Here is a 23,474-nt window from a genome sequence, read left to right on the forward strand (position 1 = left end):
TGCCCTCCCAGGCAGTGGTCGAAGGGGAATGATCGCATCGCGCTGCGTCACGGCGCGTGTCCCCTGGCGGTGACGCGCGGCGGCAGCCACGGCGACGTCGTGATCCACAGACCACGCCGCATTCACCGTCCAGCAACGCCTACGCGTCCGATCATCGAACGCCCGTGCCGGCGCCTTCCAGCCCGCGCGGGCTCTCTCCCAGACAAAGGCGGTGCGCGATGTCCGAACGTGTGGAAGCAGGTCAGATGGTGTTCGTCGCCGATGGCGAGGTCGGTGTGGGGGCGGTGCGCGAGGTGCGCGACGGCGGCGCCACGTTCGTCGTCAATATCGAGAACGGCGGCGATTTCGTGGTGCCGGCGAGCGCAGTGCGCGACGTGCACTTCGGCAAGGTGATCCTGGCGGTCGAGCACCTGCCGGCGCCGCTGCGCGAGGCGTTGCGGCATCCGCATGCTGCGGAGCTGCCAACCTCGACCTATGCCGCCAGCGACCCGAGCGACGGCGCGCTGAAGGACTGAGGCGGCACGCTTTCCGGCTGCAACACCGAAGCTGCGATGTAGCCGGAGTCCAAGGGGTTGCGCACTCGGCGGCCGTCCACAGCGGGACAGAGCCGGACGACCAACGCTGTCGCCAGGCGCTGGAAGGATACCGCTGTCGCGCGGCCCTCCCGGTGCCACAGCCCGGGAGCCGTGGCACCGGGATGAACGGCATTGCCTGGCACCTGCGTGACCGAGCCGGGCAAGTGCGCCGGCGACGGCGGCAGGTGCTAACGTTCCGCGCTTCGCATCCCATCCCGCTCTCGGAGCCGCGCATGTCCGCCACCGCTTTTCCCGTCTCCCGTCGCGCCCGCCGGGCGCTGGTCCTCGGCATCGGTCTTGCGCTCGCCAGTGCCGCGCAGGCGCAGGTGGTGCGCGCGCCCGACGTGCCGGCACCGCAGGACACGCCCTATCCCGGCACCCTGACCCTGCAGGTGGACGCCGGCGACGTGCGCCAAGGCATCTACCGCGTGCACGAGACCATCCCGGTCAGCGCCGGGCGGCTGACCCTGCAGTACCCGCAGTGGATTCCCGGCGACCATTCGCCGAGCGGGCCGGTGGCGATGTTGGCCGGCCTCACCCTCACCGCCAACGGCAAGCCGCTGCCGTGGCGCCGCGACACCTTCGACGTGTACAGCTTCCACGTCGACGTGCCGCAGGGCGTGAGCGCGATCGACGCCAGCTTCCAGTACCTGTCGCCACGCGACGACGGTTTCGAGATGACCGACAAGATGCTGCAGCTGGAGTGGAACAAGGTGGCGCTGTACCCGGCCGGCCACGACACCCGCGGCATCACCGTGGCGCCGAGCGTGACCCTGCCGGCCGGCTGGGAATTCGGCACCGCGCTGGAGACCGCCAGCCGCAACGGCGCCACCACCACCTTCAAGCCGGTGGACTTCACCACCCTGGTCGACTCGCCGATCTACGCCGGGCGCTACTTCAAGCGTGTGGACCTGACCCCGGCCGGCGGCGCGCCGGTGCACCTGGACGTGGTCGCCGACGCGCCGCGGTTCCTGGACATCAGCGCCGAACAGCTGCAGGCGCACCGCGACCTGCCGGTGCAGGCGATCAAGCTGTTCGGCTCGCACCACTACGCGCATTACGACTTCCTGTTCTCGCTGTCGGACGTGCTGGGCGGCAACGGCCTGGAACACCACCAGTCCAGCGAGAACGGACTGGCGGCCGACTACTTCAGCGCCTGGGACGAGAACGCGCCGGACCGCGACCTGCTGGCGCACGAGTACACGCACTCCTGGAACGGCAAGTTCCGGCGCCCGGCCGACCTGTGGACGCCGACCTTCAACGTGCCGATGGGCGACTCGCTGCTGTGGGTCTACGAGGGCCAGACCCAGTACTGGGGCTATGTGCTGACCGCCCGCGCCGGGATGTGGACGCCGCAACAGTTCCGCGATGCGCTGGCGATGACCGCGGCCAACTACGACCGCAACCGCGCCGGCTTCCGCTGGCGCTCGCTGGAGGACACCACCAACGACCCCACCGCCGCGCACCGGTCCCCGCTGCCCTACCGCAGCTGGCAGATGAGCGAGGACTACTACAGCGGCGGGCAGATGGTGTGGCTGGCGGTGGACGCCAAGCTGCGCGCGATGAGCGGCGGGCGCAAGTCGCTGGACGACGTGGCCAAGGCGTTCTTCGGCATCGACGACGGCAGTTTCGCGGTCAAGACCTACACCTTCGACGACGTCGTCGCCGCGCTCGACGGCGTGGTCCACTACGACTGGGCCGACTACATCAACCGCCGCGTCTACCAGGTGGACCCGCCGCTGCTGGAAGGCCTGCAGGCCAGCGGCTGGAAGCTGGTGTACACCGACCAGCCCAGCGCATTCGAAAAGCAGTACGACGGCCGCCACCAGTCGGCGCGGCACCGCTACAACTTCGCCTGGTCGATCGGCCTGGTGATGAACGACGACGCCAGCATTAACGACGTGCTGTGGGACGGCCCGGCGTTCAAGGCCGGTGTCAGCAGCGGCGCCACGGTGCTGGCGGTCAACGGCCAGGACTACTCGCGCGACACGCTCAAGCAGGCCATCGCCGACGCCAAGGGCGGCAGCGCGCCGATCGTGCTGACGCTCAAGTACCAGGGCGGCGTGCGCGACGTGCCGGTGAACTACCACGACGGCCTGCAGTATCCGCACCTGGTGCGGGTCGAGGGCACGCCGGACTACCTGAGCAAGATCATCGCCGCACGGCGTTGAGCCGCCGCTTGCCGCCGCTGCCGGCAACGCAGCGGCGGCAGGCCACGCGCAGCGGCGCCGTCACGCGCCGCACGCGGACGCTGGCGACAATGGCAGGCGTAACGTCCGTCCTGCCCCGGCATGCCTGCGATCGAGTTGCTGACCGTCAATGCGCACATGGGCTTCAGCGTGCTGAAGCGGCGCTTCATGCTGCCGGAACTGCGCGCGGCGATCCGCGCCTTGCCTGCGGACCTGGTGTTCCTGCAGGAAGTGCTGGGCGAACACCAACTGCATGCCGGCCGCCACGCCGACTGGCCGGCGCAGAGCCAGTACGAATTCCTCGCCGATGCGCTGTGGCCGCAGTTCGCCTACGGCCGCAACGCGGTGTATCCGCATGGGCATCACGGCAACGCGCTGCTGTCGCGCTTCCCGATCGCCTCCTTCGTCAACCGCGACGTCTCCATCGCCGGCCACGAGCACCGCGGGCTGTTGCATGCGGTATTGGAGATTCCCGGGCATGCCGAAGCGCTGCATGCGATCTGCGTGCACCTGGGCCTGCGCGAGGCGCACCGGCGTCGGCAGATCGGCCTGCTCGGCGCGCTGATCGCCGAACTGCCGTCACAGGCGCCGCTGATCGTCGCCGGCGACTTCAACGACTGGCGCCAGCGCGGGCATCCGCTGCTGCAGCGGCATGGCCTGACCGAGGCCTTCGCGCAGCTGCATGGACGCGTGGCGCGCAGCTTTCCGGCGCGCTGGCCGCTGTTGCCGCTGGACCGCGTCTATGTGCGCAACGTGCGCATCGAGGCCGCACGGGTGTTGACCGGCCGGCCGTGGTCGCACCTGTCCGACCATGCCCCGCTGCATGCCAGGATCGTGCTGTGAACCGGGCGGCGAACCGCGACACGCGCTGGCGCCAGGGCCACCGCCTGCAGTTGCTGGAAAACGGCGATGCGTACTTCCCGCGCGCCTTCGCCGCGATCGACGCGGCCCGGCACGAGGTGTTGCTGGAGACCTTCATCTGGTTCGAGGACAAGGTCGGCCTGGCGTTGAAGGACCACCTGGTCGCGGCCGCGCGCCGCGGCGTGCGCGTGCATCTGCTGGTGGACGCGTTCGGCTCGCCGGATCTTTCGCCCGGCTTCGTGCGCGAACTGACCGAGGCCGGCGCCGAGCTGCGCCTGTTCGACCAGCAGCCGACCCTGCTCGGCGTGCGCCTGAACGTGTTCCGACGCATGCACCGCAAGCTGCTGGTGGTGGACGGGCGGATCGGCATGATCGGCGGCATCAACTGGTCGGCCGATCACCTGGCCGATTTCGGCCCGGAGGCGAAACAGGACTACGCGGTGGAGGTACAAGGTCCGGTGGTGGCGGACATGGTCGCGTTCGTGCGCCGGACCCTGGTCACCCACGGCACCGGTGCGGGGTGGGTGCCGCAGGAGCAGGTCGATGTGCCGCCCGCCGGCGCGGCCGAGGTGTGCTTCCTGCCGCGCGACAATGCCGGCCGTTCGCGCAGCATCGAACGCGCCTACCGGCAGGCGTTCCGCAGCGCGCGGCACGAGATCGTAGTCGCCAACGCCTACTTCTTCCCCGGCTACGGCTTCCTGCGCGACCTGTGCGCCGCTGCGCGCCGCGGGGTGGCGGTGAAGCTGATCTTCCAGGGCCAGCCGGACACGCCGCTGGCGCTGTTCGCCGCACGCGCGCTGTACCGGCATCTGGTCGATGCCGGCGTGCACATCTTCGAGTACTGCGAGCGCCCGTTCCATGGCAAGGTCGCGGTGATCGACGGCCACTGGAGCACGGTGGGATCGAGCAACCTGGATCCGCTGAGCCTGGCGCTGAACCTGGAAGCCAACCTGGTGATCCGCAATGCCGCCTTCGCGCGCGACCTGCACGGGCGCCTGCAACGGCTGATGCAACGGCACTGCCGCGAGGTCGTGCCGGCGCAGGTGCCGCGCGGGCGCTTCTGGCAACCGCTGCTGCGGCCGCTGCTGTTCCACCTGCTGCGCAACGTGCCGCAGTGGGCCAGCCGACTGCCCAAGCGCACGCCGCGCACCGCGGTGCTGCGGCGCCGCCGGCACGCACCATGAGCCGCACGCGCTGGCGCCTGCTGCGTCGCATCGCCTATCTGGCCTTCCTGGTGCTGGTGGCGGTGCTGCTGGTACGTGCGGCGCGCACGGTGGACTGGGCGCAAGTCGGCACCACCCTCGCCAGCTACGGTGCCGGCACCCTGGCCGCCGCGACCGGGGTGACCCTGGCCAGTTACCTGCTGTATGCCGGCTACGATCTGGCCGCACGACGCTACGCCGCGCATGCGGTGCCGGTACCGCGGGTCATGGCGATCGCGGACATCGCCTACGCCTTCAGCCTGAATGTCGGCGCGCTGATCGGCGGCACTGCCCTGCGCTACCGCCTGTACGGACGCGCCGGGTTGGGCCTGGCGACGATCAGCCGCGTAGTCGGCTTCGCCATCGCCACCAATTGGGCAGGCTATCTGTTGCTGACCGGCGTGCTGCTGGTCAGCGGGCGCCTGCGCATGCCGGCGCAGTGGACGCTCAGCGGCGCGGCGCTGCCCTGGATCGGCGCCGCGATGCTGGCCGCGGTGCTGGCGTATCTGATCGCCTGCAAGCGCGCGCATGGCCGCACGCTGCAGGTGCGCGGCCACGCCCTGCACCTGCCGCCGTTGCCGCTGGCGCTGCTGCAGCTCGGCCTGGGCACCGGCAACTGGGCGCTGATGGGCGCCCTGTTGTACGTGCTGATGCCGGCCGGCGTGGCCTACGTCCCGGTGCTCGGCGCACTGCTGGCGGCGGCCGTGGCCACCGCCATCGCCCACGTGCCGGCCGGCATCGGCGTGCTGGAAGCGGTGGTGCTGCCGCTGTTGGGATCGCAGGCGCCGCAAGCGGAACTGTTGGCGGCATTGCTGGCCTATCGCGCCTTCTACTACCTCGGCCCGCTGCTGCTGGCCTGTGCAGGCTATGCGGTGCTGGAAGCGCGGTGGCGGCGCGGCGCGGGCTGAGCCAGGCCGTGCACTCGGCGGACCCAGCCTCCTGACCACCGGACTTGTTGCGGTACGCACCCGGTGCTAGTGTCGCAGCGCACGCGTCCTGGAGCAGGACGGTCATGCCGCCGCACGGATGCGCTCTTCGGCACCCCGGCACGGTCGACCGAGCGAACGCGCGTAGCGCACACCATTGGCTGTCCTCATCGCCGCGCATCATTCCCGGGAGGTCGCATGAAACTGCTGTTCGCCGTCGCGCTCGCGACGCTGCTGTCGCCGTGTCTGTCCGCATCCGCCGCACCCGCTGCGCCCTCGCCCCTGCTCGGCAACTGGGCCGTGGACGTGGCGCGCCTGGATCGGGCACCCCAGGACCGGCCCAAGGCCGTCACCCTGCGTTTCAGCGAGGCGGGCAAGGGCAAGTGGGCGGTCAAGGTCGACATTGCCGAACAGGGCGGCGGCACCATGCATGCCGAAGGCGTCGCCGCGCTCGATGGCCGCGCCACGCCGGTGAAGAACAACTTCGAGGCCGATGTCTTCGCCCTGCAGATGCCGGCGCCCAACGTGCTGGTGATGATGCTGGCCAAGGACAGGAGCGTGGCCTCGACCCGCATCTACACCGTCGCCGCGGACGGACGTTCGATGACCGAGACGGTCTCCGCATTCGCGCCGGACGGCACGCCGACGATGCGCACCAATTACTTCACCCGCGTCGCGGCGTCGCAGCGCTGACGCATGCGCAGGGTGACGCATCGCCTGCGCACATCAGAACGCGGGCTGCCAAGGATCGCAGCCGCGGCCATCTGGACGAGCCTGCTCGGCGGCTGCGGTGCAGCGGGATCACCATCGCATCCCCCGCGCAGCGAACGGCCGCCGGTCTGGATCGGCATGCCGTGTTCGGCAACGACACGGCAACAGGATCGGCATCTGCTCGCATCGCCTGCCGACAATTCGAAGATCTGCGTGGATCGCGGTGCGGCGCGCCTGGACTACCGCCCGGATGCGCTGCGCATTATCGTTTACCGCAATGAGGTCGCCGCCGTGCTGTTGCAGTGCGCATCGGCGCAGCAGGCGGCGACGTTCTTTCGCGAAAACCAAGACAAACGCGCAATTCTGGTCGTGGGTGACACTGCGATCAGGGAGCCTCACGTGTCATTGCCCACGATGGGGTGCGGGTGGCTATCCGCCAGCGACCTGCAGGACGCCATCACCCAATGCGAGCGCATCGCCACCGCCTGGTCACGGCCGGCGCAACTGTGCTGGACCCTGTGCGATCAGGCCGAAAACGCGGGCAATGACGGCATCTGCATCGCGCACAAGCGCACGCCCTGATCGCGAGGCGGCACGAGGTTCGCCCGCTGCCGCCACTCACAACACCGTCAGATTGGCGTACGCCATCACCAGCCACTTGGCGCCGGCCTCGTCGAACTGCACCTGCACGCGGGCGTGAGCGCCGCTGCCTTCGTAGTCGATGACCACGCCGCCGCCGAACTTGGGGTGCTGCACGTTGGCGCCGAGCTTGATCGCCGGGGCCTCGATCACGCTGTGCCCCAGGCTGCGCGGCGCACCCAGCGAGGCGCTGCGCGAGACCTGCACCTTCGGCCGCACTTCGTGCAGCAGCTCGCGCGGGATCTCGCGCAGGAAGCGCGAGGGCACGTTGTAGTTGTCCTGGCCGTGGATGCGCCGCGACTCGGCGTAGCTCAGCACCAGCTTGTGACGGGCGCGGGTGATGCCGACGTAGGCCAGGCGCCGCTCTTCCTCCAGGCGCCCGCTCTCCTCCAGCGAACGCGCGCTGGGGAACAGGCCGTCTTCCATGCCGGCCAGGAACACGATCGGGAATTCCAGGCCCTTGGCCGAGTGCAGGGTCATCAACTGCACGCCCTCCTCGCCAGCCTGGGCCTGGCCTTCGCCGGCCTCCAGCGAGGCGTAGGCGAGGAACGCGACCAGTTCGGTCATCGCCTGGCGGCCTTCGTCGGCGTCCTCGTCGCCGTCGGCGCGGACGAAACGCGAGGCCACCGACACCAGTTCGTCGAGGTTGTCGGTGCGCGATTCCGAATCCAGCCCGCCGCGGCTCTCCTTGCTCCAGTGCTCGCGCAGGGTGGAGCGCGCCAGCACCTGGTCGATCTGTTCGGGCAGCGGCAGCCCGGCCACGTCCAGGGCCAGTTGCTCGATCAGGCCGAGGAACTGACCCAGCGCGTTGCGCGCACGCGCAGCCAGGTCGCCACCCTGCTGCGCCGCCTGTCGCGCCGCTGCCCACAGCGACAGCGACTGCGCGCGCGCCAAACGCCGCACTTCGTCCAGGGTGCGGTCGCCGATGCCGCGCGGCGGCGTGTTGACCGCGCGCTCGAACGCCGCATCGTCGGCGCGATTGGCGACCAGGCGCAGGTAGGCCAGGGTGTCCTTGATTTCGGCGCGCTCGAAGAAGCGCATGCCGCCGTAGACCCGGTACGGCACCTGTTCGGCGATCAGCGCCTCTTCGAAGGCGCGCGACTGCGCGTTGCTGCGGTAGAGCACCGCCGCCTCGCTGTAGCTGCCGCCGTCGCGTACCCACTGGCGCACGCGCTCGACCACGTAGCGCGCCTCGTCCACCTCGTTGTAGGCGGCGTACAGGTCGATCGGCTCGCCGTCGCCCGAATCGGTCCACAACTGCTTGCCGATGCGGTCGGGGTTGTGCGCGATCACCGCGTTGGCGGCGTTGAGGATGTTGGCGCTGGAACGGTAGTTCTGCTCCAGGCGGATGGTCTGCGCGCTGGGGAAATCGGTGAGGAAGCGCTGCACGTTCTCGACCTTGGCGCCGCGCCAGCCGTAGATCGCCTGGTCGTCGTCGCCGACCACGAACACGTGGCCGCTGTCGCCGGCGAGCACGCGCACGAAGGCGTACTGGATGGCGTTGGTGTCCTGGAACTCGTCGACCAGGATCTCGCCGAAGCGGGCGCGGTAGTGCGCCAGCAGTGCCGGGGTGTCGCGCAGCAGTTCGTGCGCGCGCAGCAGCAGTTCGGCGAAGTCGACCAGGCCGGCGCGGTCGCAGCGCTCCTGGTACAGCGCGTAGGCGTTGCGCAGGGTGGTCACCCACTCGTCGCGCGGTTCCGGCTGGATGTGCTGGGCGCGGCGGCCCTCGTCCTTCTGCTGGTTGATCCACCACACGATCTGCTTGGGCGGGAATTTGCCCTCGTCCAGCTCCAGCTGCTGCACCACGCGCTTGACCAGCCGCAGCTGGTCGTCGGCGTCGAGCACCTGGAAACTCTCCGGCAGCTTCGCGTCCTGCCAGTGCAGGCGCAGCAGGCGGTGCGCCAGGCCGTGGAAGGTGCCGATCCACATGCCGCGGCTGCCGTTGCGCAACTGCAGGTCGGCGCGGTGGCGCATCTCGCCCGCGGCCTTGTTGGTGAAGGTGACCGCCAGGATCCCGTGCACCGGCACGCCATGCACCTGGTGCAACCAGGCGATGCGATGGGTGAGCACGCGCGTCTTGCCGGAGCCGGCGCCGGCCAGGACCAGGTAGTGGCCGGGCGCTGCGGAAACGGCCTCGCGCTGGGCGGGGTTCAGATCGTCGAGCAAATGAGAGACATCCACCCGCGCATTTTAGCCGGTGCGGCGGCGCAGCGGCTGCGACAGCGCGCGTCGCCCGGCACACGACGTGGCGTCAATCGGTGCGGAACAGCCGTTCGGCGAGAAAATCCACGAACACGCGCAGCTTCGGCGACAGTTGCCGGCTCGAGGGCCACACCACGAAGAACGCGCCGCCGTCCGCCATGTGTGCGTCAAGCACCGGCTGCAGGCGGCCGTCGGCCAACGCGTCCTGCGCCAGGAACGCCGGCATGCAGGCGATGCCCAGACCGGCGATCGCCGCGGCGCGCACCGCTTCCATGTTGTTGCAGGTGAGCACCGCCGGCGGCAGCGGCGCCGGTTCGGCCAGTGGCCAATCCTGCGGCTTGCCGGTATCGGGAACGCGGAACAGCACGCCATCGTGCTCGGCCAGCTCCGTCGGGGTCTGCGGCACGCCGCGGCGGCGCAGGTAGTCCGGCGCGGCGCACAGGCAGAAACGGAACGGCCCCAGGCGTCGCGCCAGCAGCCGCGAGTCGGCCTGCACGCCGCTGCGGATCACCGCATCCAGGCCGTGTTCGAGCAGATCGACCACGCGGTCGTCGAACTCCAGGTCCAGTGCCACGTCCGGATAGCGCTGGCGGAATTCGGGCAACAACGGCACCAGGAAGCGATAGCCGATGGTCGGCAGGCCGACCCGCAGCCGCCCGCGCGGCGCCTGCCGGGTCTGCGCCAGCGCCTCCTCGGCCTCGCGCAGGTCGGCCAGCACGCGCTGGCAATGCTCCAGGAACAGCGCGCCCTCGGCGGTCAACGCGATGCGCCGGGTGGTCCGCTGCAGCAGGCGCACGCCGAGCGCGCGCTCCAGCGCGGCCACGCTCTTGCCCACCGCCGAGGCCGAGATGCCGAGCACGCGGCCGGCGCCGACGAAACTGCGCTGTTCGGCGGCACGGACGAAGGCGACGATGCCGGTGAGGCGGTCCATGCGGCGATATTAGAGCGTTCTGTTCCGCAAAGCGCGGAGGATCGCGGCCTTTTTCGCGGATTGCCGCCCCGTTATCTCTATTGGCCCTCCGACATCCGCCGCAGGAGCCGCTCCGATGACCGCCGCTTCACCTCCCGATTCCACTGTCCTGCCGCGCCGCGGCGCCGCCCTGGCCGCGGTATGCCTGGCCGCCCTGGCGCTGCCGCTGAACTTCTCCGGCGGCGCCGTCGCCACCCCGGCGATCGGCGCGGCCCTGGGCGGCAGCGCGCTGGCCCTGGCCTGGATCACCAACGCCTTCATGCTCAGCTTCGGCAGCCTGCTGCTGGCCGCCGGTGCGCTCGCCGACCGGCACGGGCGGCGCCGGGTGTTCCTCGGCGGCCTGGCGCTGTTCGCCAGCGCCAGCCTGGGCGTGGCCGTGGCCGGCTCGGTCGCGGCGATCGACCTGTGGCGGGCGCTGCAGGGCGTCGGTGCCGCCGCCGCGCTGGCCGCAGGCACCGCGGCGCTGGCGCAGCTGTACACCGGCGCGGCGCGCACGCGCGCGTTCAGCCTGCTCGGCACCACCTTCGGCACCGGCCTGGCGTTCGGCCCGCTGGCCGCCGGCGTGCTGAGCGAACGGCTGGGCTGGCGTGCGATCTTCTTCGGCGTGGCCACGGTCGCGGGACTGGCGTGGGCCCTGGCCGCGCGCTGGCTGCCGGCCTCGCGCGCGCCGGCCGCCGGTCCGCCCGACCGTGCCGGCGCGCTGTGTTTCAGCGCGGCGCTGGCGCTGTTCACCGCCGGCCTGATCCAGGGGCCGCACAGCGGCTGGGGCAGCGCCGCGACGCTGGCCCTGCTCGGTGCCGCCGCCCTGTTGCTGCTCGGCTTCGCACGGATCGAACGGCGCCGCCGGCATCCGCTGCTGGACCTGAGCCTGTTCCGCTACCGGCGCTTCGTCGGCGTGCAGTTGCTGCCGGTCGCCACCTGCACCAGCTACGTGGTGCTGCTGGTGCTGCTGCCGCTGCGCATGATCGGCGTGGATGGCGCGCCCGCCGCCAGCGCCGGCCTGACGCTGCTGGCACTGTCGGCGCCGATGCTGCTGGTGCCGAGCCTGGCCGCGGTGCTGGCGCAGCGCATCGCCCCGGCCTGGCTGTCCGCGGCCGGGTTGGCGGCAGCCGCGGCCGGCCTGTGCTGGCTGGGCGCGCGGCCACCGGCGCAGGCGCTGCCGGCGCTGCTGCTGATCGGTGCCGGCACCGCCCTGCCCTGGGGTCTGATGGATGCGCTGTCGGTCAGCGTGGTGCCGACCGAACGCGCCGGCATGGCCGCCGGTCTGTTCGGCACCCTGCGCGTGGCCGGCGAAGGCATCGCCCTGGCCAGCGTGGCGGCTTTGCTCGCGGCCTTGGTGCAGGCGCAACTGGCCGCAGTCGCGCCGCTGCTGCCGCACGCGGCCCTGGCAGACACCGCACAACGGCTGGTCGCCGGCGCTCTGTCCGCCTCCATGGCCGAGGGCGCGCTTTCCGCGACGCAACTGCGCCTGGCCTACGCGGCGGCCTTCGGCACGCTCACCCGGGTGCTGGCGACGATCACCGCGCTGGCGGCGATCGCGATCTGCCTGTTGCTCGGGCGCACGCCGCAGCACGCGGTAGATGGGGGCCTGTGATCACGATAGGAGACCCGCCTGTAGGACCGGCAATGCCGGCCGCGACTAGAAACGACGCAAAGGCCCTGTCCCTGTAGGAGCGGCTTCAGCCGCGACGGGCGTTACCGACATTCCCAGGTCGCGGCTGAAGCCGCTCCTACAAAGGAGGTCACGGCTGCGCCGCGCGCAATTGCGCGCCGGCATACGCGGCGGTGCTCAGTGCGCAGTGGCGGACAACTCCAGCGCCAGCAGCGCCTGCGCGGTCTGCTGCGCCTGCACCCGCAGCTCGGGGATCGCCAGGCTTTCCCACAGGCTGCCGATGCGCAGACTGCCGAGCACGCGGATCCGCGGCGTGGCGTGGCCATCGGCATCGAGCAGCGCGCCGTCGGCGGCGCTGCCCACGCCGATGCCGTGCGGCCCCGGCTGCGCATAGCCGCAGCCGAGCAATTGGTGCAGCAGCGGATTGCGCATGGTCTGCGCACGCAGTTCGACGCCGGTGGCGTTGATCACGCAGTGGGCGTCGAGCTGCAGCGGCACGCCGTCGGCGCCCGTGCCGTTGACCTGCACGCAGGCGCCGACCGGGAACACCGTGTCCAGCCGCGCGCGGTGCAGGCGCAACTGGCCGACCCGGCGCATCGCCTGCAGTTGCGCGAACACCGGCGCGGCAATGCGATGCCGGTGCACATCCCAGTAGCGCACCACGTGGCGCAGGAAGCGGCGCTGTTCGGTGATCGACAGCGATTGCCACAGCGCCTGGCTCAGCGGGCGTATCCGGTCCATCACGCTCTGCCAGGGCCGGCCCTGCGCGTGCGCCGCGGCCGCATGACGACGCAGCGCGCGCACGCGCTGGCGCAACGGCATCGCCAGCAGCGCCTGCGCATCGAACTCGGCCGGCGCGCCATGCGCGGCGTGCGGCAACGGCAGCAAGGCATGCCGCGAGACCACGTGCACCGGGCCGCGGTGCGCATTGGCCAGCAGCGTCAGCACGCTGTCGGCCATGCTCAGGCCGGAGCCGACGATGCACACCGTGGCCTCGCGCGGAATCGCCTGCAACTGCGCATAGTCCCAGGCCTCGATCCGCGACGGCGCGTCGAGACTGGGGGCGCCGCGCGCCGGCAACGGGCGCAGGCTGTTGCCCAGCGCCAGCACGGTGGTGCCAGCGTGCAGCTGTCCACCGTCGTGCAATTGCAGAATCTGACCGCCGGTCGGCTGCGGATGCAGCGCCAGCACCCGCGCCTGGCGCCATTGCAGACGCGCCGGCCCGGCGGCCTGCGCCTGCCACAGGCGTGCGCGCAGATAGGCGGCGTAATGGCGACGCTGCACATAGGCCTCGGCCAGTGCGGCACGCGACAGCTGCGGATACAGCGCCTGCTGCTGCAGCCAGTCGAGGAAGTCGTCGGGCGCCTCGGCAAAAGCGCTCATGCGCCCTGCCGTCACGTTCAACAGATGCTCTGGGCAGGGTGTCGCATAGGCCACGCCCTGCGCCAGCGCCGGCTGCGATTCGATCAGTTGCACGCGCAGCGCGGTGCCGGCCTGGCGCAGCAACTGCAGCGCGACCAGCACGCCGGCCGCGCCGCCGCCGACGATGGCGATGTCGCAGTCGTCGTCGGCCGGTTCGCTGGGCACAAGCTCATTCATGCCGCGATTGTAAGGGAAGCCCCCACCGGCCCGGCCCGCGGCTGAGAACCGTGGTGCATGTGCCGGCACCGATCGCGCATGAGCGCGTCATGCGCCTGTCATCGGCATGCGTCACATCAGCGCATCGGCCAGGCGCGCGATGCCTTCGCGGCTGCGCCGCCAGGCCGGCCGCTTGCGCCAGTCCTGCAACGTCAGCACCCGCGCGTCGGCCAGGTAGTCGGCCTCCACCGCGCGTAGCCGCTGCACCACCGCGGCGCTGTAGCACAGCATGCCGACCTCGGCGTTCAACGCGAACGAGCGGATGTCCAGGTTGATCGAGCCGACCAGGGCGATGCCCTCGTCCACGCTCATGTGCTTGGCGTGCAGGAAGCACGGCCGGTACAGCGCGATCTTGACCCCGCTGCGCAACAGTTCGTCGTAATAGGCCTCCTGCGCCCAGGCGGTGAGCCGCTGGTTGTTGCTCTCGGACAGGATCAACTGCACGTCCACCCCGGACAGCGCGGCGATGCGCAGCGCACTGAGCGTGGCCTCGTCCGGCACGAAGTACGGCGTGACCATGACGATGCGCCGCCGCGCCAGATGGATCAACGCATTGACCGTGTCGCGCGCGTTCTCGAACGGGTACGCCGGCCCGCTGGGCAACAACTGCGTGGCGACACCGCCGCCGTGGATGGAGGCGGGCGCGACCACGCTCAGGCGCTGCCCGGTCTCGATGAACCAGTCGCTGGCGAATACCGCTTCCAGGTGCGCCACCACCGGCCCCTGCACCCGCGCCACCAGCTCGCGGTTGGGATGGCCGGGGACGAACTGCGGCTCGGCCAGGTTCTGCGAGCCGATGTAGCCGACACGGTTGTCGATCACCGCGATCTTGCGGTGATTGCGCAGATCCATGCGGCCGCTGCGGCGCCAGCGCAGCCCGCCCGGCAGCAGCGCCTGCACCTCGACCCCGGCCGCATGCAGGCGCCTGCGGTAGCGGCGCAGGCCGCGGCGGCCGCCGCGCGCATCCAGCAACAACCGGCACTGCACGCCGCGCGCGGCGGCGCGCAGCAGCGCCGCGCTCACCGCATCGCCGACCGCGTCGTCGAACATCAGGTAGTACAGCAGGTGCACGCGCTCGACCGCCGCGTCGATGTCGGCGATCAGCGCCTGCAGCGAGGGCGCATAGCGGTCGAGCAGCTCGACGCTGTTGCCGTGGGTCGGCATGAAGTCGCCCTGGCGCTCGACCAGCGGCACCACTTCGGCGACCACGGTGTCGGTCGGCGGCGCCCAGCGCAGCGCGGTCAGCGGCACCTGCTGCTCGCGGATCACCTGCGAGGCCAGCGCCTGGCGGCGGATGCGCTCGCGCGACAGCCAGGGGTGGCCGAGCAACAGGTACAGCGGCAGCCCCAGCAGCGGCACGAAGCCCACCAGCAGCAGCCAGCTGCGCGCCGCGCCGGGGGTGGTGCGGGTGGGGATCCACAACAGCGCCACCAGCCGGATCAACCAGTCCAGCGCCAGCAGCCACGTGCCTTCCAACCAGACCGGCAGCATCGCGATCCTCGCAACCCAGGTCGCCCGATTCTGCGGACTGCGCCGGCAAACGCAACCATGACCGCGGCGGCGGCGGGTTTTTCCATTCCTCAGACGCACGAAACCCGCCTTGCGGCGGGTTCCGTGTCCAGCGTGAACAGCGATCCGAGGATCAGCCGATCACTTGATCTTGCCTTCCTTGTACAGGACGTGCTTGCGCACGACCGGATCGTACTTGAGGAATTCCATCTTCCCCGGGGTGTTCTTCTTGTTCTTGTCCGTGGTGTAGAAGTGGCCGGTACCGGCCGAGGAAATCATACGGACCTTATCGCGCTTGCCTGCCATGATGCTCTACTCCTCAGACCTTTTCGCCGCGCGCACGCAGCTCAGCCAGAACGGTGTCGATGCCGTTCTTGTCGATGGTGCGCAGCGCGTGCGCGGAAACCTTCAGCTTGACCCAGCGGTTCTCGCTGGCGACCCAGAAGCGGCGCTCGTGCAGGTTGGGCAGGAAACGACGGCGGGTCTTGTTGTTGGCGTGGGAGACGTTGTTACCCGTCTGCACACGCTTGCCGGACACTTGGCATACGCGGGACATTGCGCACCTCGATAGTAGTTTGGTCGCCCATAGCCTGGGAGACGGCGGCCCCGGCAGCCCTGCGGCCACCACGCGACGTGGGAAATCAAACGGTTACGCTGGGAGAGGCCGGCCGGAGATCGCGCATCCGGCCGCCGGCCCCGACCTCGTCGGGCACAGCGAGCCGCGCATTATGCAGGCGATCAAGGGCTTGTGCAAGTTGTCCACAGGCGGCCTGGCCTCCTCGACCAGCCGGGCAGTGCGCCGCCTCGCGCGCCACTAGCCCGGCTTGCGCGATCGCCGGCTAGGCGGGGTCGGCGGGGCCCAGCACCTCCACCGCCCACTCGATGAACGCGCGCAGCCGCTGGCTCATGTGCCGGTTGGGCGCGAACATCAGATGCATCGGCATCGGCGGCAGCTGCCAGTCCTGCAGCAGCGGTCGCAGCGTGCCCTCGGCCACGTGCGGTGCTGCCATGTAGGACGGCAACACGACCACGCCCAACCCCGCCAGGCCGGCGGCCAGATAGGCGTTGCCGTCGTCGAAGCCGACCTGGTAGCGGCCCTGCACCTCGCACTGCTCCTCGCCGCGCCGCGCCTGGAAACTGCGCGCGCGGCCGCTGCGTGGGCTGAGGAAGCCCACCGTGTGATGCGTCGGCCCGTCCAGCGCGCGCGGATGGTCGGGCACGCCGTGCCGGTGCAGGTACGCCGGGCTGGCGTGGAAGCCCAACGGCAGACTGGCCAGCGGCCGCGCCACCAGCGCCGGATCGGCCGGCACGCCGCCGCGGATCACGCAGTCGACCTGGTCGGCGATCACGTCGACCTCGCGGTCGCTCACGCCCACGTCGAGCTGGATCTGCGGGTAGCGGGCATGGAAGTCGGGCAACGCCGGCACCAGCCGCAATCGCGCATACGGGCCTGGCACGTCGATGCGCAGGCGCCCGCGCGGTGCCGCCGCGGCGCTGCCCAGGCCGGCCTCCACCTCTTCCAGCTCGGCCAGCAGGCGGGCGATGCGCGGGTAGTAGGCGGCCCCGTCGGCGGTGACGCTGACCCGCCGGGTGGTGCGGTGGAGCAGGCGCAGCCGCAGGTGCGCCTCCAGTTGCTGCACCAGTTGGGTCACGCTCGTGCGGCTGAGCTGCAGGGTATGCGCGGCGCGGGTGAAGCTGCCGGTCTCGACCACTCGCGCGAACGCGCGCATCGCCTCGAATCGGTCCATCGGCCGCCTCGCGATTGTTTGGAATCTGCAATCAATCTAGATAGATCATTGCGGTTTATCCAGACAACGTGGCCGGCCACGATGGCGGCTCCGGCACGCGCAGCGCGCTGCCCCCTGTCTGGAGCATCCCCATGTCCCATCGCGATGTCGTCTTTCCCGCCGGTCGCCAGGCGCTGTACGCGCGCAACCGCTACTCGCCGGCGATCCGCTGCAATGGCTTGCTGTTCGTCTCCGGCCAGGTCGGCAGCCGCGAGGACGGCTCGCCCGAGCCGGAGTTCGCCGCGCAGGTGCGCCGCGCCTTCGACAACCTCAACGCGGTGCTGGCGGCCGCCGGCTGCACGTTCGACGACGTGATCGACGTGACCGTGTTCGTGGTCGATCCGGAACGGAACTTCGCCACCGCCTGGGCGATCGTGCCCGAGTACTGGGGCGAGGCGCCGCATCCCACCCTGACCGGCATCGGCGTGACCTGGCTGTACGGCTTCCAGTTCGAGATCAAGGTGATCGCGAAGCTGCCCTGAGCATGCGACAGCGGGCGGCGCGTTGATATTGTGTCCGCGCCGAAGCGCTTGTTAGTCTGCCGGCCTCATGCGCCGCCTGTTCCGTCCACTGCGTACCTCCCTGCTGATGCTGCTGCTGGCGGCGTTCGTGGTCGTGCCGGTGGCCGATGCGCTGGCCTGCGCGCTGGAACCGGAATCGGCCGATGCGGTGCACGCGCCCGCCGCGGCGCATGCCGATGGCGAGGACAGCGACGGCAAGCATGCCGGCGCCTGCAGCCACAACCATTGCCACCACTCGAATCTGAGCCTGCCGGCGAGCGCGCTCGCCGTGTTCGGCGCGCCGCGGCCGGTGCGCTGGATGCAGGCCGTCGACGCCTCCCCTGCGGGCGTCGTCCAGGACGGATTGAAGCGCCCGCCCAGAGCGTGAGTTGAGCGTGTCCCGCGATCGCGGGGTTCCGTTTCCATCACCTCTGGAATTTGCTCATGTCGACTCCGACACGTCGGCCGCCGCGCGCGGCCGGGCGGGTCGTCGCCGTGCTGCTGGGCCTGGCCCCGGCCGCGCTGGCGATGGCGCAGACCGCCCCTCCGTACGACAGCTTGCTGCAACGTCTCGATCAACTGCCCGGTAGCCGCGTCGGCGCGGCACTGACCGAAGCCGCCGATGCGCGCGCCGAACAGGCCCGGGCGCGGCCCAACCCGTCGCTGTCCTGGTCCACCGAAAACGCCTGGGGCAGCGGCACCTATGCGGGCACCGGCCGGGCCGAAACCTCGCTGACCCTGTCGCAACCGCTGGAACTGTGGGGCCAACGCGGCGCGCGCATCCGCGCGGCCCGCGCCGACGCCGACGCGGCCGCCATGCGCGGCACGCAGCATCGCAGCGAGGCCGCCAGCGAGATGGCCTCGGCCTACGCACTGGCCGAAAGCGCGCTGCGCCGTCATGCGCTGGCCGAGGAAGCGCTGGGCCTGATCCGCGACGACGCGGCCGCCGTCGAGGCGATGGTCGCGCAGGGCCGCGAGCCGCAACTGCGCGCGGTGCAGGCGCACAGCGAGGTGGCCGAGGCCACCGCGGCACTCGACGAGGCGCAGGCGTTCCGCGACGCGGCGCTGGCACGCCTGGCCGCGATCGCCCTGCTGGAGACGCCGGTGCAGTCCCTCGACGGCGGCCTGCTCGACCGCGCGCCGCCGTCGCCGCGCGCGACCGAGGCGGCAGCGCTGCCGGTGCGCATCGCCGCCGCGGAAGCCGAAGCTGCTGATCGCCAGGTCGAGGTGGAGCGCAAGCGCGCCCTGCCCGAGCTGAGCCTGACCGCCGCGCAGACGCGTTTGCGCGAAGACCGCGCCCACGCCTACACGCTCGGCCTCAGCCTCAGCGTGCCGCTGTTCGATCGCAACCGCGGCGGCATCCGTGCCGCCAGCGCCGAACGGCGCGCAGCCGAGGCGCGGCTGGAGCAGCAACGCCGCGCCAGCGCCGCCGACCGCCTGTCCGCGCTCGCCACACTGAAGGCCGCCGACAGCCGCACGCGCGCGGCCGACGCGAGCGTGGCCGCCGCGCAGGAGGCCTACCGCCTGGCCCGCATCGGCTTCGATGCCGGACGCATCGCACAACTGGAGCTGCGCAGCACCCGCGCGGCGCTCATCGCCGCGCGCGGCACCGCGGTGGACGCGCGCCTGGCGCGGGTCGCGGCGGAAATCGCATTGGCCCGCCTGGAAGGGCGCGCGCCGTTCATGGAGGCACAATGAACCTGTCCCGTTCGATCTCACTTGCCGGCAGCGTGCTGCTGGCGCTCCTGCTGGCCGCCTGCGCCGGCGACAGGCAGGCCGCCCCGGCGGCCGACGACGCGCACGACCATGGCACCGAGGGCAAGGACACAGCCCACGCACCGGTGGCCAAGACCGATGCCGATGCCCACGCAGATGCCGATGCCGGCGACGTGGTGCGGCTGACGCCGCAACAGATCGCCGCCTCCGGCCTGGACGTGGTCGCGGTCGGCCGCGGCGGGGGTGCCTCGGTGCGCCTGGCCGGCCGGGTCGAACCGGCAGTGGGCGCGCGCGCCTCGGTGGCCTCCACCGTGACCGGGCGGGTCGAGCGCGTGCTGGTCGCGCCGGGGGCCGCGGTGCAGGCGCAGCAGCCGCTGGCCATCGTGGTCAGCGGCGAGGCCGCGGTGTTCCGTGCCAATGCGCTGGCGGCCGCGGCCGAGGCCAAGGCGGCCGGGCTGGCGCATGCCCGCGACCGCGCCCTGGTCGCGCAGGGCGTGGTCGCCCGCCAAGAACTGGAAACCTCGCACGCGCGGGCGCTGGCGGCGCAGGCCCAGGCCGCCGCCGCGCAGGCGCAGGCCGCGGCCAGCGGCGCCCCCGATGCCAGCGGCCGCGTGCGCATCGTCAGCCCGGTGGCCGGCATCGTCGGCAACGTGCAGGTCACGCCCGGCAGCGTGGTCGCGGCGGGCAGCGCGGTGGCCGAGGTCGCCGATCCGGCGATGAACGAGCTGGTGTTCAGCGCGCCGCCGGCGCTGGCGGCGCAGGTCGCGCCCGGCATGGCGCTGGAGGTGCGCGGGACGGGCGGCAGCTTCGCCGCCCGGGTCACGGCGACGGCGACCGACCTGCGCCAGCCGGGCGGTGCCGCGGTGATCCGCGCGATGCCGGTCGATGCGCCCTTGCCGCCGGCCGGTTCGCCGGTCTCGGCGGTGCTGGTCACCGACGGCCAGGACGGCGCGCTCAGCGTCCCCATCGATGCGGTGCAGACCGTCGAGGGCCGCAACGCGGTGTTCGTGGCGGTCGCTGGCGGCTTCAAGGCGCAGCCGGTGCTGGTCGGGCGGCGCGCCGGCGACCGCATCGAGATCCTTGGCGGACTGCGCGGCGACGAACGCATCGTCGGCGCCAACGCCTTCCTGCTCAAGGCCGAACTGGCCAAGGGCGACGCCGAACACGGCCACTGAGGAGGCGACCATGTTCAACCTCATGATCGACACCGCCGTGCGCTACCGCTGGCTGGTGGTGGCCCTGGCCGCGCTGCTCGCCGCCGTCGGCCTGTTCCAGTTGGGCAGGCTGCCGATCGACGCGGTGCCGGACATCACCAACCGCCAGGTGCAGCTCAACACCGTGGCGCCGGCCCTGACCCCGGAGCAGATCGAACGGCAGGTGACCTACCCGCTGGAAACCGCACTGGCCGGCATCCCCGGCCTGACCGCCACCCGCTCGCTGTCGCGCAACGGCTTTTCGCAGGTCACCGCGATCTTCACCGATGCGACCGACCTCTACTTCGCGCGCCAGCAGGTGGCCGAACGCATGCGCGAGGCGGCCGAGGAGTTGCCCGACGGCGTGACGCCGCGGCTGTCGCCGGTGACCACCGGTCTGGGCGAGGTGCTGATGTGGACGGTGGACTTCACCGCGTTCGACCCGGCGCGGGTGGCGCGACCGGGCGCGGCGGGCTGGCAGGCCGGGGAGGTCTACCGCACGCCGGACGGCGAGCTGCTGCGCACGCCGCAGGAGCGCGCCACCTATCTGCGCACCGTGCAGGACTGGATCATCGCGCCGCAGATGCGCTCCAGCCCGGGCCTGGCCGGCGTCGACACGGTCGGCGGCTACGTCAAGGAATACGGGGTGCATCCGGACACGGCGCGGCTGGCCGCACACGGCCTGGGCCTGGCCGACCTGGTCACCGCCCTGCAGCGCGCCAACGTGCAGGCCGGCGCCGGCTTCGTGCAGCGTGCCGGCGAAGGCCTGGTGGTGCGGGCCGATGGCCTGGCGCTGAGCGCCGACGATCTCGCACAGGCGCCGGTGGCCGTCCGCAACGGCATCGTGGTGCGCGTGGCCGACGTGGCCGAGGTCGCCTCCGGTCGCGCCCCGCGCCTGGGCGCGGCCAGCCGCAACGGCCACGAGGCGGTGCTGGGGACCGCGCTGATGATCGCCGGCGGCAACAGCCGCACCGTCGCGCAGGCCGCGGCCGCGCGGCTGGCGCAGGTGAACACGTCGCTGCCGCCGGACATCGTCGCGGCACCGGTGCTGGACCGCAGCGTGCTGGTCAACGCGACCATCAAGACCGTGGCCAGGAACCTCACCGAAGGCGCGCTGCTGGTGGTGGTGATCCTGTTCCTGCTGCTGGGCAACCTGCGCGCGGCCGCGATCACCGCGCTGGTGATTCCGCTGTCGTTCCTGTTCGCGGTGATCGGCATGCAGCGCTTCGGCATCAGCGGCAACCTGATGAGCCTGGGTGCGCTGGACTTCGGCATCCTGGTGGACGGCGCGGTGATCGTGGTCGAATCGACCCTGCTCATGCTCGGCCAGCGCCGCGCCGCGCTGGGCCGCGGGTTGACCGCCGCCGAGCGCCTGGGCGTGGCCGCCGAGGCGGCGCGCAAGATGGCGCGGCCGGCCGCCTTCGGCCAGTTGATCATCCTGCTGGTGTTCGCGCCGATCCTCACCCTGCAAGGCGTGGAGGGCAAGACGTTCCAGCCGATGGCCGCCACCTTCATGCTGGCCCTGGTCGGCGCGTTCCTGTTCTCCTTCACCTTCGTGCCGGCGATGGCGGCGCTGCTGGTGCGTGAGCCGCCGCTGCCGGACGACGCGGCGCATGCGGCCGGCGGCGCGCACGAGACGTGGCTGCTCCGCGCGCTGCGCACGCGCATCTCCCCGGTGATCCGCACCGCCGTCGCGCATCCGCGCACGGTCGCCGGCGGTGCGGTGGCGATGCTGCTGGCGGGCGTCGGCGCGTTCGCGCTGCTGGGCCGCGAGTTCATGCCGACGCTGGACGAGGGCAATGTGGCGATGCAGGCGCTGCGCGTGCCGTCCACCTCGCTGGAACAGTCGCTGGCGATGCAGCTGGCGCTGGAAAAGGCCATCGCCACGCAGCCGGAAGTGGCAACGGTGTTCTCGCGGACCGGCACCGCCGAGGCGGCGATCGACCCGATGCCGACCAACATCTCCGACAGCGTGATCGTGCTCAAGCCGCGCAAGGACTGGCCCGATCCGGCGCTGGACAAGGAGCGGCTGGTGGCCCGCCTGGAAGCCCTGGCGGGGCAGCAGCTCGGCAACAGCGTCGAGTTCAGCCAACCGATCGAATTGCGCTTCAACGAACTGATCTCCGGCGTGCGCACCGACCTGGCGGTGATGATCTTCGGCGACGACTTCGGCCAGTTGCAGAAGGTGGCAGAGCAGATCGCGTCGACGTTGCGCGCGGTGGAGGGCGCGGCCGACGTGCGGGTGGAGCAGATCTCCGGGCTGCCCACGCTCGACGTGATCATCGACCACACGGCGGCGGCGCAGGTCGGGCTGAGCGCGGCGGATGTGAGCGACGCGCTGGCCACCGGCATCGGCGGCCGCGCCGCCGGCAAGATCTTCGAGGGCGACCGCCGCTTCGACGTGGTGGTGCGGATGGACGATGCCGCGCGCAACGATCCGGACCAGTTGGCCGCGCTGCCGATCGCCACGCCGACCGGGCAGGTGATTGCGCTGTCGTCGGTGGCGCGCATCGCCGTCAGCGAAGGGCCGAACCAGATCAGCCGCGACAACGGCAGCCGCCGCGTGGTGGTGCAGGCCAACGTGCGCGGCCGCGACCTGGGCGGTTTCGTCGGTGCGGCGCAGGCCGCGGTGGCCGACGTGCCATTGCCGCCGGGCGCCTACCTGAGCTGGGGCGGCCAGTTCGAGAACCTGCAGCGTGCCGAGCGGCGGCTGGCGACCGTGGTGCCGGTGGTGTCCCTGCTGATCGGCGGCCTGCTGTTCATGGCCCTGCGCAGCGTCAAGGAAGCGGTGCTGGTGTTCGGTTGCGTGCCGCTGGCGCTGGTCGGCGGCCTGCTGGCCTTGCTGCTGCGGGGCATGCCGTTCTCGGTGTCGGCCGCGGTGGGCTTCATCGCCGTCTCCGGCGTGGCCACCTTGAACGGCCTGGTGCTGATGCAGGCGATCCGCGAGCGCCTGGAGGCCGGCGACCTGCCGCTGCAGGCGGCGATCGACGGCGCGGGCAGCCGCCTGCGCGCGGTGCTGACCACCGCGCTGGTGGCGATCGTCGGCTTCATTCCGATGGCCATCGCCAGCGGCTCCGGTGCGGAGGTGCAGAAACCGCTGGCGACGGTGGTGATCGGCGGGCTGATCACCGCCACCGCCCTGACCCTGCTGGTGCTGCCGACCTTCGCCGCACGCGTGGCCGGGCCACGCCACGCCGGCTGATCCGCCGCAGGCCGGCGCCCTTCCCGCAGGAAGTGGCGCCGG

At 71.5% G+C, this 23,474-nt stretch carries 20 protein-coding genes; 13 read left to right on the plus strand and 7 right to left on the minus strand.

Annotated elements, in window-relative coordinates; genetic code table 11:
• Window positions 1–218 precede the first annotated feature (218 nt).
• The 7 genes from AC1PK7_RS20570 (at window position 219) to AC1PK7_RS20600 (ending at window position 7,046) form a co-directional block, all read left to right on the plus strand.
• Window positions 219–515 (plus strand): hypothetical protein, encoded by a 297-nt coding sequence (locus AC1PK7_RS20570; protein ID WP_481099343.1) that lies wholly within the window; start codon window positions 219–221, stop codon window positions 513–515.
• Window positions 516–808: 293 nt separating this feature from the next.
• Entirely contained in the window at window positions 809–2,746 is a 1,938-nt protein-coding gene (locus tag AC1PK7_RS20575) for a M61 family metallopeptidase (RefSeq protein WP_481099344.1), read from the plus strand.
• A 120-nt stretch (window positions 2,747–2,866) separates the two neighbouring features.
• Window positions 2,867–3,607, plus strand: a complete 741-nt coding sequence (locus AC1PK7_RS20580; RefSeq protein WP_481099345.1) for an endonuclease/exonuclease/phosphatase family protein — start codon at window positions 2,867–2,869, stop codon at window positions 3,605–3,607.
• Window positions 3,604–4,809, plus strand: a complete 1,206-nt coding sequence (gene clsB / locus AC1PK7_RS20585; protein WP_481099346.1) for a cardiolipin synthase ClsB — start codon at window positions 3,604–3,606, stop codon at window positions 4,807–4,809. The genes AC1PK7_RS20580 and clsB overlap by 4 nt, the downstream gene beginning before the upstream one ends.
• Window positions 4,806–5,735: a lysylphosphatidylglycerol synthase domain-containing protein gene (locus tag AC1PK7_RS20590; RefSeq protein WP_481099347.1), complete on the plus strand. Its 930-nt coding sequence runs from the start codon at window positions 4,806–4,808 to the stop codon at window positions 5,733–5,735. The genes clsB and AC1PK7_RS20590 overlap by 4 nt, the downstream gene beginning before the upstream one ends.
• Before the next feature lie 216 nt (window positions 5,736–5,951).
• The gene (locus tag AC1PK7_RS20595) at window positions 5,952–6,446 is read left to right on the plus strand and encodes a hypothetical protein (protein ID WP_279362154.1); all 495 of its coding nucleotides are present in this window, start codon (window positions 5,952–5,954) and stop codon (window positions 6,444–6,446) included.
• A gap of 12 nt (window positions 6,447–6,458) precedes the next feature.
• A complete protein-coding gene (locus AC1PK7_RS20600) occupies window positions 6,459–7,046 on the plus strand; it encodes a hypothetical protein (protein ID WP_420008293.1) in 588 nt (195 codons plus the stop codon).
• Window positions 7,047–7,082: 36 nt separating this feature from the next.
• On the opposite strand, the gene uvrD is transcribed toward AC1PK7_RS20600, so the two are convergent.
• Together uvrD and AC1PK7_RS20610 are read right to left on the minus strand one after the other, a co-directional pair.
• A complete protein-coding gene (gene uvrD, locus AC1PK7_RS20605; RefSeq protein ID WP_481099348.1) occupies window positions 7,083–9,284 on the minus strand; it encodes a DNA helicase II in 2,202 nt (733 codons plus the stop codon).
• A gap of 70 nt (window positions 9,285–9,354) precedes the next feature.
• The gene (locus AC1PK7_RS20610) at window positions 9,355–10,236 is read right to left on the minus strand and encodes a LysR family transcriptional regulator (protein WP_481099349.1); all 882 of its coding nucleotides are present in this window, start codon (window positions 10,234–10,236) and stop codon (window positions 9,355–9,357) included.
• 115 nt (window positions 10,237–10,351) lie between these two features.
• Between AC1PK7_RS20610 and AC1PK7_RS20615 the strand changes: the two genes are divergently transcribed.
• Window positions 10,352–11,869, plus strand: coding sequence for an MFS transporter (locus tag AC1PK7_RS20615; protein ID WP_481099350.1), 1,518 nt, complete (start codon window positions 10,352–10,354; stop codon window positions 11,867–11,869).
• Between the two features lie 195 nt (window positions 11,870–12,064).
• Here AC1PK7_RS20615 and AC1PK7_RS20620 read toward each other — a convergent pair whose 3' ends face one another.
• From AC1PK7_RS20620 to AC1PK7_RS20640, 5 genes are all read right to left on the minus strand, one after another.
• The gene (locus AC1PK7_RS20620; protein WP_481099351.1) at window positions 12,065–13,486 is read right to left on the minus strand and encodes an FAD/NAD(P)-binding protein; all 1,422 of its coding nucleotides are present in this window, start codon (window positions 13,484–13,486) and stop codon (window positions 12,065–12,067) included.
• 111 nt (window positions 13,487–13,597) lie between these two features.
• Complete coding sequence (gene cls / locus AC1PK7_RS20625; protein WP_481099352.1) at window positions 13,598–15,016, minus strand: cardiolipin synthase; 1,419 nt, start codon at window positions 15,014–15,016, stop codon at window positions 13,598–13,600.
• A gap of 159 nt (window positions 15,017–15,175) precedes the next feature.
• Window positions 15,176–15,343 (minus strand): 50S ribosomal protein L33, encoded by a 168-nt coding sequence (gene rpmG, locus AC1PK7_RS20630; RefSeq protein ID WP_169411268.1) that lies wholly within the window; start codon window positions 15,341–15,343, stop codon window positions 15,176–15,178.
• A gap of 10 nt (window positions 15,344–15,353) precedes the next feature.
• Complete coding sequence (gene rpmB / locus AC1PK7_RS20635) at window positions 15,354–15,590, minus strand: 50S ribosomal protein L28 (protein ID WP_010342733.1); 237 nt, start codon at window positions 15,588–15,590, stop codon at window positions 15,354–15,356.
• Window positions 15,591–15,873: 283 nt separating this feature from the next.
• Entirely contained in the window at window positions 15,874–16,782 is a 909-nt protein-coding gene (locus AC1PK7_RS20640) for a LysR family transcriptional regulator (RefSeq protein ID WP_420008299.1), read from the minus strand.
• A gap of 131 nt (window positions 16,783–16,913) precedes the next feature.
• On the opposite strand from AC1PK7_RS20640, the gene AC1PK7_RS20645 reads away from it, so the two are divergent.
• The 5 genes from AC1PK7_RS20645 (at window position 16,914) to AC1PK7_RS20665 (ending at window position 23,432) form a co-directional block, all read left to right on the plus strand.
• Complete coding sequence (locus AC1PK7_RS20645) at window positions 16,914–17,303, plus strand: RidA family protein (RefSeq protein WP_342073658.1); 390 nt, start codon at window positions 16,914–16,916, stop codon at window positions 17,301–17,303.
• Between the two features lie 67 nt (window positions 17,304–17,370).
• Window positions 17,371–17,709: a hypothetical protein gene (locus AC1PK7_RS20650; RefSeq protein WP_481099353.1), complete on the plus strand. Its 339-nt coding sequence runs from the start codon at window positions 17,371–17,373 to the stop codon at window positions 17,707–17,709.
• A 56-nt stretch (window positions 17,710–17,765) separates the two neighbouring features.
• Complete coding sequence (locus AC1PK7_RS20655) at window positions 17,766–19,019, plus strand: TolC family protein (RefSeq protein ID WP_481099354.1); 1,254 nt, start codon at window positions 17,766–17,768, stop codon at window positions 19,017–19,019.
• The gene (locus AC1PK7_RS20660) at window positions 19,016–20,212 is read left to right on the plus strand and encodes an efflux RND transporter periplasmic adaptor subunit (protein ID WP_481099355.1); all 1,197 of its coding nucleotides are present in this window, start codon (window positions 19,016–19,018) and stop codon (window positions 20,210–20,212) included. Before AC1PK7_RS20655 ends, AC1PK7_RS20660 begins: the two co-directional genes overlap by 4 nt.
• Before the next feature lie 10 nt (window positions 20,213–20,222).
• The gene (locus AC1PK7_RS20665; protein ID WP_481099356.1) at window positions 20,223–23,432 is read left to right on the plus strand and encodes an efflux RND transporter permease subunit; all 3,210 of its coding nucleotides are present in this window, start codon (window positions 20,223–20,225) and stop codon (window positions 23,430–23,432) included.
• Window positions 23,433–23,474: the final 42 nt, after the last annotated feature.

The organism is Xanthomonas sp. NCPPB 3174, assembly GCF_056725205.1.